Source organism: Prevotella phocaeensis (assembly GCF_900065875.1).
GTDB classification, from domain to species: Bacteria; Bacteroidota; Bacteroidia; order Bacteroidales; family Bacteroidaceae; genus Prevotella; species Prevotella phocaeensis.
The window spans coordinates 110,848-125,821 of sequence record NZ_LT160621.1 but is presented as its reverse complement, the minus strand read 5'-3'; the positions used below and the strand labels follow the sequence as shown (position 1 = coordinate 125,821).

At 45.4% G+C, this 14,974-nt stretch carries 16 protein-coding genes; 12 read left to right on the top strand and 4 right to left on the bottom strand.

The features are described from left to right. Positions 1-8 precede the first annotated feature (8 nt). The 6 genes from folD to BN3912_RS02885 are packed head-to-tail and all read left to right on the top strand — an operon-like array spanning position 9 to position 3,702. On the top strand, positions 9-887 hold the full coding sequence (folD, locus tag BN3912_RS02910; protein WP_004368194.1) for a bifunctional methylenetetrahydrofolate dehydrogenase/methenyltetrahydrofolate cyclohydrolase FolD: 879 nt from the start codon (positions 9-11) through the stop codon (positions 885-887). After that, on the top strand, positions 888-1,067 hold the full coding sequence (locus BN3912_RS02905; RefSeq protein WP_004368195.1) for a tetratricopeptide repeat protein: 180 nt from the start codon (positions 888-890) through the stop codon (positions 1,065-1,067). Positions 1,068-1,075: 8 nt separating this feature from the next. Next, the gene (locus BN3912_RS02900) at positions 1,076-1,309 is read left to right on the top strand and encodes a 4Fe-4S binding protein (protein ID WP_004368196.1); all 234 of its coding nucleotides are present in this window, start codon (positions 1,076-1,078) and stop codon (positions 1,307-1,309) included. Between the two features lie 7 nt (positions 1,310-1,316). Continuing rightward, positions 1,317-2,399, top strand: a complete 1,083-nt coding sequence (locus BN3912_RS02895; RefSeq protein WP_023984480.1) for a 3-methyl-2-oxobutanoate dehydrogenase subunit VorB — start codon at positions 1,317-1,319, stop codon at positions 2,397-2,399. Beyond that, a complete protein-coding gene (locus BN3912_RS02890) occupies positions 2,396-3,163 on the top strand; it encodes a thiamine pyrophosphate-dependent enzyme (RefSeq protein WP_023984481.1) in 768 nt (255 codons plus the stop codon). The genes BN3912_RS02895 and BN3912_RS02890 overlap by 4 nt, the downstream gene beginning before the upstream one ends. After that, positions 3,160-3,702: a 2-oxoacid:acceptor oxidoreductase family protein gene (locus BN3912_RS02885; RefSeq protein ID WP_023984482.1), complete on the top strand. Its 543-nt coding sequence runs from the start codon at positions 3,160-3,162 to the stop codon at positions 3,700-3,702. Before BN3912_RS02890 ends, BN3912_RS02885 begins: the two co-directional genes overlap by 4 nt. A gap of 327 nt (positions 3,703-4,029) precedes the next feature. Here the strand turns inward: BN3912_RS02885 and cobC are convergent, their stop codons facing one another. Genes cobC through BN3912_RS02865 form a run of 4 tightly spaced genes read right to left on the bottom strand, consistent with a single transcriptional unit; the run spans position 4,030 to position 6,989 of the window. Beyond that, entirely contained in the window at positions 4,030-4,566 is a 537-nt protein-coding gene (cobC, locus tag BN3912_RS02880; RefSeq protein ID WP_023984483.1) for an alpha-ribazole phosphatase, read from the bottom strand. A gap of 9 nt (positions 4,567-4,575) precedes the next feature. Beyond that, positions 4,576-5,418 (bottom strand): adenosylcobinamide-GDP ribazoletransferase, encoded by an 843-nt coding sequence (locus tag BN3912_RS02875; RefSeq protein WP_023984484.1) that lies wholly within the window; start codon positions 5,416-5,418, stop codon positions 4,576-4,578. Between the two features lie 6 nt (positions 5,419-5,424). Further along, positions 5,425-6,465 carry a nicotinate-nucleotide--dimethylbenzimidazole phosphoribosyltransferase gene (gene cobT, locus BN3912_RS02870; RefSeq protein WP_023984485.1) on the bottom strand — a complete coding sequence of 347 codons (1,041 nt, stop codon included), beginning with the start codon at positions 6,463-6,465 and terminating at the stop codon, positions 5,425-5,427. Then, on the bottom strand, positions 6,462-6,989 hold the full coding sequence (locus tag BN3912_RS02865) for a bifunctional adenosylcobinamide kinase/adenosylcobinamide-phosphate guanylyltransferase (protein ID WP_023984486.1): 528 nt from the start codon (positions 6,987-6,989) through the stop codon (positions 6,462-6,464). The genes cobT and BN3912_RS02865 overlap by 4 nt, the downstream gene beginning before the upstream one ends. A 207-nt stretch (positions 6,990-7,196) precedes the next feature. Between BN3912_RS02865 and BN3912_RS02860 the strand changes: the two genes are divergently transcribed. The 6 genes from BN3912_RS02860 (at position 7,197) to ilvC (ending at position 14,948) form a co-directional block, all read left to right on the top strand. Next, on the top strand, positions 7,197-8,417 hold the full coding sequence (locus BN3912_RS02860) for an OmpA family protein (protein WP_023984487.1): 1,221 nt from the start codon (positions 7,197-7,199) through the stop codon (positions 8,415-8,417). 411 nt (positions 8,418-8,828) lie between these two features. Beyond that, positions 8,829-10,631, top strand: coding sequence for a dihydroxy-acid dehydratase (gene ilvD / locus BN3912_RS02855; protein WP_023984488.1), 1,803 nt, complete (start codon positions 8,829-8,831; stop codon positions 10,629-10,631). A gap of 139 nt (positions 10,632-10,770) precedes the next feature. Then, complete coding sequence (ilvB, locus tag BN3912_RS02850) at positions 10,771-12,486, top strand: biosynthetic-type acetolactate synthase large subunit (protein WP_023984489.1); 1,716 nt, start codon at positions 10,771-10,773, stop codon at positions 12,484-12,486. A 3-nt stretch (positions 12,487-12,489) separates the two neighbouring features. Next, the gene (gene ilvN / locus BN3912_RS02845; protein ID WP_023984490.1) at positions 12,490-13,041 is read left to right on the top strand and encodes an acetolactate synthase small subunit; all 552 of its coding nucleotides are present in this window, start codon (positions 12,490-12,492) and stop codon (positions 13,039-13,041) included. Continuing rightward, positions 13,022-13,798 carry an acyl-[acyl-carrier-protein] thioesterase gene (locus tag BN3912_RS02840; RefSeq protein ID WP_023984491.1) on the top strand — a complete coding sequence of 259 codons (777 nt, stop codon included), beginning with the start codon at positions 13,022-13,024 and terminating at the stop codon, positions 13,796-13,798. Before ilvN ends, BN3912_RS02840 begins: the two co-directional genes overlap by 20 nt. A gap of 106 nt (positions 13,799-13,904) precedes the next feature. Continuing rightward, complete coding sequence (gene ilvC / locus BN3912_RS02835) at positions 13,905-14,948, top strand: ketol-acid reductoisomerase (protein WP_023984492.1); 1,044 nt, start codon at positions 13,905-13,907, stop codon at positions 14,946-14,948. Positions 14,949-14,974: the final 26 nt, after the last annotated feature.

Sequence of the window (14,974 nt, the reverse complement as noted above, 5' to 3'; positions counted from 1 at the left end):
AATAGCAAATGCAACTGATCGACGGAAAGGCTACGGCTGCTGCTATTAAGGCAGAAATAGCCGAAGAAGTAAAGCGGATTATGGCCGCCGGAGGAAAACAACCCCATCTGGTTGCCGTGCTTGTAGGGCACGACGGAGGTTCCGAAACATACGTAAAAAATAAGGTAATTGCCTGCGAGGAGTGTGGTTTTAAGTCTACCTTGATACGTTATGAGGAAGACGTGAAGGAAGAAGAGCTGCTTGCTTGCGTAGACAGACTGAACAACGATGCCGATGTGGATGGCTTTATTGTGCAGTTACCCTTGCCGAAGCATATCGACGAACAGAAGGTTATTATGGCCATAGACTACCGTAAAGACGTAGATGGTTTCCATCCTGTGAACGTAGGCCGTATGTCTATCGGTCTTCCATGTTTCATCTCGGCAACGCCGCTCGGTATCTTAACTCTGTTACAGTATTATCATATCGAAACATCGGGTAAGAAATGTGTGGTGTTGGGGCGTAGCAATATCGTTGGCAAACCTATGGCTCAACTTATGATGCAGAAGCAATATGGCGATGCTACGGTTACTGTCTGTCATAGTCGTTCGCGCGACTTGAAAGAAGAATGCCGTAAGGCTGATATCGTTATTGCAGCCATCGGGCGGCCCGACTTCGTTACTGCAGATATGGTAAAAGACGGTGCAGTGGTGATAGACGTAGGAACTACGCGTGTTGCCGATGCCACTCGTAAGAGCGGTTTCCGTCTGAATGGCGACGTAAAGTTCGATGAAGTGGCGCCAAAGTGTAGTTTTATCACCCCTGTCCCGGGCGGAGTAGGCCCCATGACCATCTGTTCGTTGATGAAGAATACGCTGGCTGCGGGAAAGAAAGAGTACTATCGATAAATGAATGCGGAAGAGTTTTACCGGCAAGGCAACCGGTATCGTAAAGAAGGAAAGTGGCAACAGGCGATGAACAGCTATTTGGAAGCCATTGCATTGAACCCGCATTCGCCTGCTGTAGAGGCGAAAGAGATGCTCGACAGCATCATGGAATTTTATTGCAAAGATATATATAATCCTTAAAGACGTAAATGAGCAAGATTAAAGGTGCCATTGTCGTCGACACAAACCGCTGCAAAGGATGTTCTCTTTGCATAGTGGCATGCCCGAAAGACGTTATAGCTTTGGCACAGAAAAAGGTAAACGTGCATGGGTATTCGTATGCGGAAGCCGCATTCCCCGATGAGTGTATCGGCTGTGCGAGTTGCGGAATAGTTTGTCCGGATGCCTGTATAACCGTGTATAAAAAGAGAATTGAGGAGTAAAAACATAATGGCAGAACAAGATGTAGTATTGATGAAAGGAAACGAGGCTATAGCAAATGCCGCGATACGCTGTGGTGCCGACGGGTATTTCGGATATCCCATTACTCCTCAGAGCGAGATTATAGAAACGTTGGCCGTGCTGAAACCTTGGGAAACAACCGGTATGGTAGTGCTTCAGGCAGAGAGTGAAGTGGCGGCAATCAATATGGTTTATGGCGGTGCAGGGGCAGGCAAGCGCGTTATGACCACCTCTTCATCGCCGGGAATTGCACTGATGCAGGAGGGTATATCCTATATGGCGGGCGCAGAGATACCCGGTGTATTCGTGAATGTACAGCGAGGTGGCCCGGGTTTAGGTACCATTCAGCCGAGCCAGAGCGACTATTTTCAGGCCACGCGTGGCGGAGGTAACGGTGATTACAACGTAATAGTATTGGCTCCGAACTCGGTTCAAGAGATGGCAGACTTTGTGGATTTGGCTTTCGAACTGGCTTTCAGATACCGCAATCCGGCCATGATATTGAGCGATGGCGTTATCGGTCAGATGATGGAAAAGGTGGTGTTGCCGCCTTACAAGCCACGAAGAACAGAGGCAGAAGTCCGAAAAGAGTGCCCATGGGCATCGGTCGGCAGGACTAAAGACCGCAAACCGAACATCTTGACATCGCTTGAACTGAAGCCGGAAGTAATGGAACAGCGCAATATACATCTGCAACAGAAGTATCGGAAGATAAAAGAAACGGAGGTACGTTGCGAAATGCAACGGATGGATGGTGCGGATTACATGATCGTAGCATTCGGAAGTGCGGCCCGTATTGCCGAGAAAGCAGTCGAACTTGCCGCTGCTGCCGGTCTTAAAGTGGGCTTGTTTCGTCCTATAACGTTATGGCCGTTCCCCGAAAAGCAGGTTGCAAAAGCCGCTAAAGGCAAGAAAGGCGTGCTCGTGGTGGAGATTAATGCCGGACAGATGGTGCAAGATGTGCGCTTGGCAGTGAACGGTGAGGTAAATGTAGAGCACTTCGGGCGCCTCGGGGGCATAGTTCCCGATCCGGAAGAGATTGTAAATGCGTTGAAAGAAAAGTTGGTATGAGTAACGAAATAATAGCTCCTGAAAACCTCGTTTATGCCAAACCGGCACTGATGAACGATACACTGATGCACTATTGTCCGGGATGTTCGCACGGTGAAGTGCATAAACTCGTGGCCGAGGTGATAGAAGAAATGGGGATGGAAGAGAAAACTGTGGGTGTTTGTCCCGTAGGCTGTGCCGTCTTCGCCTATCGTTATCTCGACATAGACTGGCAGGAAGCCGCTCATGGACGTGCCCCTGCGGTGGCTACAGGTATCAAAAGACTTTGGCCAGACCGTATGGTTTTCACTTATCAAGGGGACGGCGATCTTGCCTGTATAGGCACTGCAGAGTCGATACATGCACTAAATCGCGGCGAAAACATCGTAATGATATTCATTAATAACGCCATCTACGGCATGACGGGCGGACAAATGGCGCCGACAACGCTGATAGGTCAGAAAACTGCAACGTGCCCCTATGGGCGTGATCCGATACTTCACGGTTATCCGTTGAATATTACCGAGCTGGCTGCACATTTGGAAGGAACCTGTTATGTTACGCGTCAAAGCGTGGAAACCGTAGCAGCTATCCGTACAGCCAAGCGTGCTTTACGCAAAGCATTCGATGCCTCGATGGCAGGAAAAGGCTCTTCATTGGTGGAATTCATATCGACTTGCAACAGTGGATGGAAAGTTACGCCTGTTGAAGCTAACAAATGGATGCAGGAGAACATGTTTGCGAAATACCCGAAAGGCGACTTAAAAGACACTACAAACGGATGAAAACAGAGATAATCATATCAGGTTTCGGCGGTCAAGGGGTGCTCTCGATGGGGAAAATCCTCGCCTATTCGGGGTTGATGGAAGATAAAGAGGTGACATGGATGCCGGCTTACGGCCCCGAACAGCGTGGCGGCACGGCCAATGTTACCGTGATAGTGAGCGATGAGCGTATATCTTCGCCTATTTTAAGTAAGTACGATGTGGCGATAGTGCTCAATCAACCCTCGCTTGATAAGTTCGAAAGCAAGGTTAAACAGGGCGGAATACTGATTTACGATGGCTTCGGAATAGTAAATCCTCCTACAAGAAAGGATATTACAGTGTACCGTATCGACGCGATGGATAGGGCTGCAGAGATGAAGAATGCCAAGGTTTTCAACATGATAGTGCTTGGAGGATTGCTCAAGGTATGCCCCGTAGTGAGTACAGACGGACTGAAGAAAGCTCTCTTCAAGTCGTTGCCGGAGCGTCATCATGCCATGATACCGCTGAATATGCAGGCGGTTGAGGAAGGTATGGGGTTAATTGAACCAATATAATAACTTGATTTTTTATAACTCTCTAATTTTGGAGGCAGGCCGCAGTGATGCGTCTTGCCTTTTTTGGTGCGCATCTTATCGGAACCAACGGAAAGATGTGAAAGGGGTAGAGCATGCGTATATCTTTTCTATATGCTATGTATGTTGCGGATAGACATGCCGAATGTGTGCAATATCTTTATGGTGTATGGCATACGGAATAAAAAGAAACTTTCCCGATACTAAAAGGTAAAGGGCTAAAAAGGTAAAAAGGATTATATGCAGAATAAAGGAAGTTTATCGCAATACCTCATAAAAAGGGCCGAGAGAGACAGGCTATTTCGGCCGTTAAATATCGATTTCTTCGATGCCGCCATAATCGATAAGATGTTCGAAAGCATGCTCTTCGGTAAACAAACCGCCGAAAATACCGGCGCAGATGAGCACGCCACCGTGGGCAAACACGGCAACATGTTCGTATGGTTTGCCGCGTAATTCTTCTAAAAAGCAGGAAACGCGCCGATACATCATAGGGAAACTCTCGCCATTGGTGGCTGCCAAGTGCATATAATCATCGAACCAAGCATGGATGGCAGGATCTTTTTTCTCGATATCATCGTAAAGTTGCATTTCCCAATCGCCCATATTCATCTCTTTGAGACGGTTGTCGATAATGGAATTCGGATATCCGCAGAACGTAGCAAGCCTGTGTGCCCGCGATAGGGGCGAAGAATATACGGCGTCGAAAGCCGGATAGCGTTGCAATTCGGCTTTGGTAACGGCGGCCTCTTGGGCGAATGTTTCGGCTACGGGCACATCGCTCCAGCCGTAGCAGGTGCCTTTGGGCACATCTACCCGTGTGTGTCTGATCAATACGACTTTCATATTCTGTATTTATTCTATGTATCTAAGTCCGTATTCGATGGCAACGGTTGCATAAAACGATAGTTCGATCAGTAGGAAAACGGCACCACAACAGTCGCCGGTGTATCCTTTTATCTTTTTCGATATATAAAGACATAGGAAATACATCACTACCCCGGGAATGAAAATGGCCTCTATGGGAATGAATATATAGCCTTCTTGCGCCAACGTTTTCAGTGGCTCGTAGGTCGAAAGCGCCCATATAATGCCAATAGGCAGGCAACCTTGCAGAAACAAACCGATGCCTGCCTTGACTGTAAACCTGCGATAAACAACACCGTTCTTAGCTGTATCTTCAGTACGTGCATAAGGAAGCATCTGTGTAAGCTGCGCTGTGAGCATTTTACAGAACGGATCGGCGGCCAAGACCGTAAGTGCAACCTGCACGCCGTTATTCATTTGGCAAAGAAACTCGAATAACAACAACAGATAGATTATAAGGCCAAGCACACCGTATGTACCGATGCGAGAGTCTTTCATAATACCGAGAATACGTTGTTTGTCGTTTCCGCCTCCACCGAAACCATCGAAGAAGTCGGCAAGACCGTCTTCGTGAAGCGCTCCGGTGAGCAGTATTCTTGTGCAAATGGCTGCAAGTATAGCCGTTTGCAAAGACATAATCTGGCTTCCGAAGTAAATTACGGTAGCCATGATGATGCCAGTGAGCCAACCTGTAAGCGGCCAGAATTCGACGACTGCCTTATAGGCATTCTTGTCAGGCTGATAGAATCGCCAAAACGGCAGTCGGGTAAAGAATATGAATGCAGCAGCTATACGGTCGCGAATTTTGGTGTTGTCTATAGGTATTTGCATGACGTTTTAAAAATATTTGGTGATTTTCGCATTGTCGAAAGTATTCATTTCGTTTATCATTCTTACGGCACTGTCGATGATGGGATAGGCACAAAGGGCGCCGGTTCCCTCGCCAAGGCGCATTCCGAGGTTCAATATCGGCCTGACATTCATCAGTCTGAGCATCTTGCGGTGCCCGCTTTCGTCGCCGCAATGGCAGAAAATGGCATAATGCAATATGTCTGGATACAGGTGAGATGCTACCAACATGCACGCTGACATGATGAACCCGTCGACCATGATGGGCAGTTTACGCTCGGCGGCCCGTAGCATTGCACCGATCGCCGCTGCCATTTCGAAACCTCCGAAGTACAGAATAGGGGAGATGTGAGGCGATGTATTTCTATAATGAGTAACGGATTGGCGGAGTACAGATAGCTTGTGTCGGACACCGGTATCGCTTAATCCTGCTCCGGCCCCTATACATTCCGAAAGCGGAATATTGCCGAAGAGCGACATCCATATACTTGAAGGCGAGGTATTGGCAATTCCCATCTCGCCAAGACTGATGATGCGACAACCGTCTTTTATACAATCGTCGACGAGAGAAACCCCGATGTCGATGGCCAGAGTGTATTCCTTGTCGGTCATTGCAGGCTCATGAAGAAAATTCTTTGTGCCTCGTGCTATTTTTCGATCGATGATCTTGTCGGAATAGGTCGAAAGATCATGGTCTACGCCCACGTCGATGAGTTTCAATCGGAAGCCGTGCTGTCGGCAGAACATATTTACTCCGCCCCCGCCGTGAGCGAAATTTATCATCTGTTGCCATGTAACTTCGCGCGGCGAAACACTTACTCTTTCACACTCAATGCCATGATCTCCGCCGAACAGAAGGTGATACGGGCGCCGTAGAGTGGGCGAGAGTGTCTGCTGGATGAGGCATATTTGCATGGCAATATCCTCAAGCATCCCCAACGAACCTTTGGGCTTATTCAGGTTATCGATCTTTTCTTGAATGGAATTACGTAAACCTTGGTCAGGTTTCTCTATTGAAAATTTCCTCATTTTATCTTAACCGGTATGCCGCTAACCATCAAATAAACTTCGTTTGCCTTAGAAGCAATATACTGATTTATCCAGCCTTCGAGGTCTGTAAAGCGTCGTTGTACGACATTGTTGCTTACTCCGCCGCTGCCGATCTCATTGGTTACGAAGATAAAAGTGGCCTCCTGATCGGTGAATTTGTCGAATTCGGCCTTGATTTCGGCCAATGCTTCGTCTACAGAAGGCTGTTCTTGTTCCGGCATAGTATGGTTGTAGAAGAAATTGGTGCACCAAAGAGTAACGCAATCTATAACCGCCACCTTATTATATATATAGTGACGGCTCAGATACTTTTCTTCTTCAATGTTGGTCCATTGCGGGCCTCGCCGTGCTTGATGTCGCAATACCCGCTCTTGAAACTCGTTATCGCTCACATGAGCAGTAGCTATATAGATGGGATTTGTAGATAAAGCCAATGCTAACCTTTCGGCGTATGTGCTTTTTCCGGACCGTTGACCGCCCGTAATCAATATGATATGCTTCATAATGCGAAGATACAAAAAAGATTATACCTATTGGTGAAAAAGTCTATAAAACTGTCCTTATGGTAGAAGTTTTATGTTCTTTATGCTCTAAAGCATGAAAATTTGTAAAATAATTTGTTGGTTTCGATAATTTTTTCTTATTTTGCACCCAGATAACATAAATGATATTTAAGTATTAACAAACAATAATAATAGTTTTAGAGAGACATGAAAAAATTAGTACTTATGTTTGCTGCCGCAGCTATGGCAGTTTCTGTTTCGGCACAGACTGTAACAGAAAGCAAGACTTTCGACAATTTCTACATTGGTATCAATGGCGGAGTTGCAACCAAGATGACCGGTCAAAGAGGATGGCTTAAGGGCTTAAATTCTAATGCAGGTCTTCGTATCGGTCGTTATTTCACTCCTGTTTTCGGATTGGCAGTTGAAAGTAACGCTTACTTCTCAAACAAACCTTTCGCTTCTACCGGTACAGCAGTTCGTTTTTTAAACACATCTCTGTTGGGTACTGTTAACTTGAGTAACTGGTTCGGAGGCTATAAAGGTGAGCCACGTGCATTCGAAGTCAGCCTTATAGGTGGTCTCGGATGGGGACATGCGTTCGGTAATCATGGCTTCAACTATGCTTACGTAACGCATAACAATCTTGGTGCCATTACCAGTCTTGGCAAGAAAGGCGATAACCTGACATCTAAAGTAGGTTTAGATTTCGCTTTCAACCTCGGTTCAAGCAAGGCATGGCAGTTCTATGTAGAACCTTCAGTGATATGGGGATTGAATGATGCCGTTGCTGATGGTGCTATTGCTCTCGGTCATAGTGGCGTTGCATATAACATAAACCATGCATACGCACAGTTGAATGCAGGCTTTATTTATAAGTTCAGAAACTCTAACGGTACTCATAACTTTACTATCGCAAAAGGTCGTGACCAAGCTGAAATTGATGGACTTAATGCTCAGATCAATAGTCTTCGCAGCGATTTGAACGGCAAGGATTCAGAATTAGCGGCTAAAGACCGTCAGATTTCCGATCTTCAGGATGCTCTCGATGCATGCAACAAGAGGCCTAAGTATGTGAAACCTGTAACTGCTACCAACCTGCAACCCACCGTTCTTTTCCGTCAGGGTAAGAGTGTAATTGATCCGGCACAGTATGCTCCGATCGAACTTATTGCTCACTATATGAGAAATCATAAGGATGCAAAGGTAGAAATCAAGGGTTATGCTTCTCCTGAAGGCTCTAAGGAAATCAATCAGAGACTCTCTGAAGAACGTGCACAAGCCGTTAAAAACGCCCTTGTAAAGAAGTATAAGATTGCTGCAAGCCGTCTTACGACTAAGGGCATGGGCGCAACAGACAAGCTCTTCGAGCAGGTTGAGTTTAATCGTGTTGCTACATTCAACGACAGTTCTAAGACTGAAGAGTAGACATTCAGATGGAATGATTAATATAAATCCTCGGTGCGAGAAGCGCTGAGGATTTTTTTATTATCTCCGTAAGAACTTTTTGTCTTTCTTACATGTTAGGTTTATGGTGAGTAGAAGTATGGCATAAATTTAACAGACATAAGCTTCGTTTTTCTTGTATCGATGTTCTGTGGTATATGATAAAAGAAGATAGTTTTTCTTTCCGTAAGATATTTCTTCAAAATTATAGATCACTCTCCTTAATACAAATGTAAGTGAAATAGGGTGTTTGTATATTAAATTGATATTATTTTGCCCCGTTTATTTATTAATTCGAAGATTGCGAGAAAAATAAGTATAAAATTATTGCCTGTTACATAAAATCTGATTAACTTTGCATTAGTAACAGTAGCGTATATACAAAAATAAGATATGAAACATAAATTGAGGAGTGCCGTCTGCACAGAGGGCAGAAGAATGGCAGGAGCGCGTGCCTTATGGGTGGCAACAGGTATGAAACAAAAGCAATTCGGTAAACCTATTATTGCCATTGTCAATTCTTTTACTCAATTTGTACCGGGACATACGCATCTTCATGAGGTAGGACAGATCGTAAAAAAGGAAATAGAAGCCATGGGATGTTATGCTGCTGAGTTTAATACAATAGCCATCGACGACGGTATTGCGATGGGCCATGATGGAATGCTTTATTCGTTACCGTCGAGAGATATTATTGCCGACTCCGTTGAGTATATGGTGAATGCCCATAAAGCAGACGCTATGATCTGTATTTCCAACTGCGATAAGATTACTCCGGGAATGCTCATGGCAGCTATGCGGCTCAATATACCTACGATATTCTGTTCGGGCGGTCCGATGGAAGCTGGCAGATGGAATGGAGAGAATGCCGATTTAATAACAGCAATGATAAAAGGTGCCGATGCTTCAGTAAGCGAAGAAGATATACGAAAGATAGAGAATAGTGCCTGTCCCGGGTGCGGTTGTTGCTCCGGAATGTTCACTGCAAACTCGATGAACTCACTTACAGAGGCGATAGGTCTTGCGTTACCCGGCAACGGAACCATTCTTGCCACACATAAAAACCGCATTCGGTTGTTTAAGGATGCCGCCCGTAAGATTGTAGAAAATGCATTGAAATATTACGAAGAAGGTGATGAGAGCGTGCTTCCGCGTAGTATAGCTACGCGAAATGCCTTTCTTAATGCTATGACTTTGGATATCGCCATGGGCGGAAGTACCAATACGGTGCTTCATTTGTTAGCTGTAGCGCAAGAAGGAGAGGTTGATTTCACGATGAGCGATATCGATTTGCTCAGTCGTAAGGTACCTTGTCTTTGCAAATTGTCGCCGAATACCCAGAAATATTCGGTGCAGGAGTGTAATCGAGCAGGCGGTATATTCGGAATACTGAATGAACTTGCTAAAGGCAGACTTATAGATAAGGATGTGAAGCGCGTAGATGGATTGACACTCGGAGAGGCACTTACGAAGTATGATATTACGGGGGAAACTGTCGAACCGGAGGCTATTCGCATTTATCACAGTGCTCCCGGCTACAAATTTTCTACTGTTATGGGCAGTCAGGATGCTCAATGGGAGAGTCTTGATACCGATCGTAGCGACGGATGTATCCGCGATTTGGAGCACGCTTATACCAAAGATGGCGGCTTGGCTGTGCTGTTTGGCAATATCGCCCAGAACGGCTGTGTGGTAAAAACGGCAGGAGTCGATGAAAAATTGTGGCATTTCAGTGGTCCTGCAGTAGTGTTCGATTCGCAGGATGATGCATGTGAAGGGATTTTGGGTGGTAAGGTGAAAAGGGGTGACTGTGTAGTAATAACCCATGAGGGGCCAAAGGGAGGCCCGGGAATGCAGGAGATGCTTTACCCAACCTCTTATATCAAGAGCATGCACATGGGTAAGGAATGTGCTTTGATTACTGATGGCAGATTTTCCGGAGGTACCAGCGGACTGAGCATCGGGCATATTTCTCCCGAAGCAGCAGCAGGTGGTAACATTGGTAAAATAATGGATGGAGACATTATTGAGATAGATATTCCCAGTAGAAGTATCAATGTAAAACTGTCTGAAGTAGAGCTCTCGGCGCGTGAGCAACAACCTCTAAAATGCCATAGAACGGTAAGCAAGGCTCTTAGAGCCTATGCACAGAGTGTAAGTTCGGCAGATAAGGGAGGCGTCAGGATTATTGATTAAACCAATGTTTCAGTTAATTATGGCTGCAAACCGTGGGAATATATGGGTGAACAAGTGTAAATATGAATTAAAACAATGGAGCCCCGGTACTAAAGCACTGTGCGTCTTTTTTATGTAAGAGATGAGGGGAAAGAAGTTTATGAGCAAGGAAATGATTACTGGATCGGAAGCACTCATGCGTTCGCTTGAGGCAGAAGGTGTAAAAACAATATTCGGTTACCCGGGTGGAGCCATTATGCCGGTCTTCGATTCTATTTATACATATACGAAAGGAGAAACAAAAAAGTTTGACCACATACTCGTGCGTCATGAGCAGGCGGCAGCTCATGCGGCCGAAGGTTATGCAAGAGTAAGCGGCAAGGTGGGCGTGTGTATCGTTACCAGCGGTCCGGGAGCAACGAATACGCTAACGGGTGTTGCCGATGCCATGATGGACTCTACACCCATTGTAGTGATTGCAGGACAGGTAGCTGTTGGGGCTCTTGGCTCTGATGCCTTTCAGGAAGTCGATCTTGTGGGTGTTTCGCAGCCGATATGCAAGTGGAGTTACCAAATCCAGCGGCCCGAAGATGTGGCGTGGGCAGTGAGTAGAGCATTCTATATTGCTCGGAGTGGTCGCCCCGGACCGGTGGTTCTCGACTTTCCAAAGAATGCTCAAATTCATAAATGCGAATGGAAACCGGTGCATGTAGATCATGTACGTTCGTATATTCCATATCCTATATTAAATGCAGATGCCGTAAAAGAGGCAGCTGAAATTATCAATGGTGCTGAACGTCCGTTTGCTCTTATTGGACAAGGTGTAGAACTCGGGGGGGCTCAAAACGAACTTGTTGAGTTTCTTGAAAAAGCTGATATCCCTGCAGCACGTACGCTTATGGGGTTGTCGGCATTACCTACCGGGCATCCACTCAATATGGGCATTTTGGGAATGCATGGCAACTATGGGCCGAACAAGCAAACACAAGCTTGCGATGTGCTTATTGCTATTGGCATGAGATTTAGCGATAGGGTTACCGGATTGCCTTCTACTTATGCCAAACAGGCCAAGATAATTCATTTAGATATCGATAAGGTTGAGATTGATAAGAACATCAGAACCGACGTTGCTGTAGTGGCAGATTGTAAACAATCGCTACCTTTGATTACAAGATTGCTCAAAAAAAGTATGCATAGGGAATGGATAGAAAGTTTCAAACCATATGATAATGAAGAAAATGTGAAAGTCATTCGGCCTAGCATACATCCGACAAAAGGCCCGTTGCTTATGGGAGAAGTTGTAAATGCCGTAGCCGAAGCTACGCAGGGCGATGCTGTATTGGTAAATGATGTAGGGCAGAACCAGATGTTCTCTTGTCGTTATTTCAAGTTTAACAAACAGCGTTCCATCGTTACAAGCGGCGGATTAGGCACAATGGGCTTCGGTTTACCGGCAGCAGTTGGTGCCACTTTCGGTGCTCCGGACCGCACCATCTGTCTTTTCATCGGTGATGGTGGACTGCAAATGAGCATTCAGGAGCTCGGTACGATTATGGAACAGCAGGCTCCGGTGAAGATGATACTTCTGAATAACAATTATTTAGGCAATGTAAGGCAGTGGCAGGATATGTTTTGGAACGGTCGTCGATCGTTTACAAAAATGCTAAATCCTCGTTACGAAGATATCTGCAAAGGATATGCCATACCGTATGATGTGGCCGTAGATCGTGAAGAATTACAGATAAAAATAGGAAAGATGCTTGCTACCGATGGCCCTTATCTGCTGGAATGTGCAGTGAAAGAAGAAGACAATGTGCTTCCGATGACTCCTCCCGGGCACAGTGTGGACGAAATGCTGCTTGAAATAAATATTTGAGAAATGGAAAAGAGGTTTTATACATTGTTGGTCTATTCTGAGAATGTGGCGGGTATCTTAAATCAGATCACGGCCGTATTCACCCGTAGGCAGATGAACATAGAGAGCTTAAATGTATCGGCATCGAGTATAAAAGGTATTCATAAATATACGATTACCGTATGGTGTGCTCCTGAAGAGATAATTAAGATAACGAAACAGATAGAGAAAAAGATTGATGTTGTAAAGGCAGATTATTATACGGATGATGAAATATTCATTCATGAGGTAGGACTTTACAAGATTTCTACTCCGATATTGCTCAATAATCCGGAGGTTTCGCGCACGATACGTAAGCATGATGCCCGCATGATGGAGGTTAATCCCACTTATAGTACCGTGCTTTTGGCCGGATTAACGGAAGATGTAACCGACTTATATCGCTGTTTGGATTCTTTCGGATGCCTGCTCCAATATACACGTTCGGGACGCATTGCAGTGACACGGAGTTTTGAAGAGCCGATCAGTGAATATTTAAACGAACAAAACCAGCGCAATGAATCAGTTGTTGAGTAAGGTAGGAAGGTACGAATTTTTGGCAGAACCCTTTCATTGTGATATTACCTATCGCCTGTTTATCGGCCATTTAGGTAATCACATGCTAAATGCAGCGGACTTTCACTCTAATGATCGCGGGTATGGAATGAGCTATTTGAACCCTATCCATAAAACGTGGGTACTGTCGCGTTTAGCTATAGAGATGGAAGAGATGCCCATGGCTTACGACAAGTTCTTTGTAGAAACATGGATAGAAGATGCTATGAAGTATTTTACCGGTAGAAACTTCTCTATTCTGGGGACTGACGAACGAGTTTATGGATACGGTAGAAGCGTATGGGCAATGATAGATACCGAAACAAGGCAGCCTACTGACATTCTCTCTGTACGCGATGGATTGATAAAAGAATATATCGAAACAGAGAAAGACTGCCCTATTCGGAAGTCTTCGAGGGTGAAAATAAGCGAACACACACCCTTGATAAGAACGATAAGTACCGGCTATAGTGACGTAGACATCAACGGGCACATCAACAGTGTGAAATATATCGAGCATATACTTGATTTGTGGGACATCGACTGGTATCGAGAGTATCGGCCGCAGCGTTTTGAAATAGCTTATGTGGCTGAAGCTCATTGTAGTGACAGATTATGTTTCTACCGCGAGCAGGAGCAGCAAAATGAATATAACATTCGCATCACAAAACTCGTGCAGGATGAGGAGAAAGAAGAAGTAGAAGTTTGCAGAAGCAAGATTAAATTCATAAGGAATTGAAATTCGAGAGAAGATTTTACTTATAATATCGAATATTTATCTTATTGATAGAATGGCTTGAAAATGATAACCGCGGCAAACTGTTTGTCGCATAAAAATAAATGATATGGCAGAATTAAATTTCGGTGGCGTAATAGAAACAGTAGTCACAAGTAAAGAATTTTCGTTGGAAAAGGCTCGTGAAGTTCTGAAAAACGAGACGATTGCAGTAATCGGATATGGTATACAAGGGCCGGGACAGGCGTGTAACTTGCGCGATAACGGCTTCAATGTAATTGTAGGACAGCGCGAGGGCAAAACCTATGACAAGGCTATAGCCGACGGCTGGGTGCCGGGAAAGACTCTTTTTTCTATAGAAGAAGCTGCAGAGAAAGGGACAATTGTCTGCATGTTGCTTTCCGATGCGGGGCAGATAGCCGTGTGGCCCAAGATAAAGAAGCATCTTACAGCAGGCAAATCTCTTTATTACTCCCATGGTTTTGCCATCAATTGGAACGATCGTACGGGCGTTGTTCCGCCGAATGATATTGATGTTATAATGGTTGCACCGAAAGGTTCGGGCACTTCTTTACGCACAATGTTTAAAGAAGGACGTGGTCTGAATTGCTCTTATGCCGTTTATCAGGATGCCAGCGGCAAGGCAGAAGAAAAGACTATCGCATTTGGTATAGGCATCGGTGCCGGTTATTTATTCAAGACAACTTTCCAAAGAGAGGCTACATCCGACTTAACTGGTGAGCGTGGCTCTCTTATGGGGGCTATCGAAGGCTTATTCGAGGCTCAATATGACGTGTTGCGTGAACATGGACACTCTCCGTCGGAGGCATTTAACGAAACTGTAGAGGAACTTACGCAGAGTTTGATGCCGTTGTTTGGCGAGAAAGGAATGGATTGGATGTATGCTAACTGCTCTACCACAGCCCAACGGGGGGCACTTGATTGGGCACCACGCTTCCGCGATGCCATAAAACCAGTGATGGAATGGCTCTATCTTTCTGTAAAGACAGGGAATGAAGCGCAGGTTTCTATCGACTCTAATTCGAAGGTCGACTACCGCGAAGGATTGAATAAAGAGCTTGAGGCTATGCGTAATAAGGAGATGTGGCGTGCCGGAGAAACCGTTCGCAAACTTCGTCCGGAGAATAATTAAATAGCCTTTAAGATAATCGCAAACGG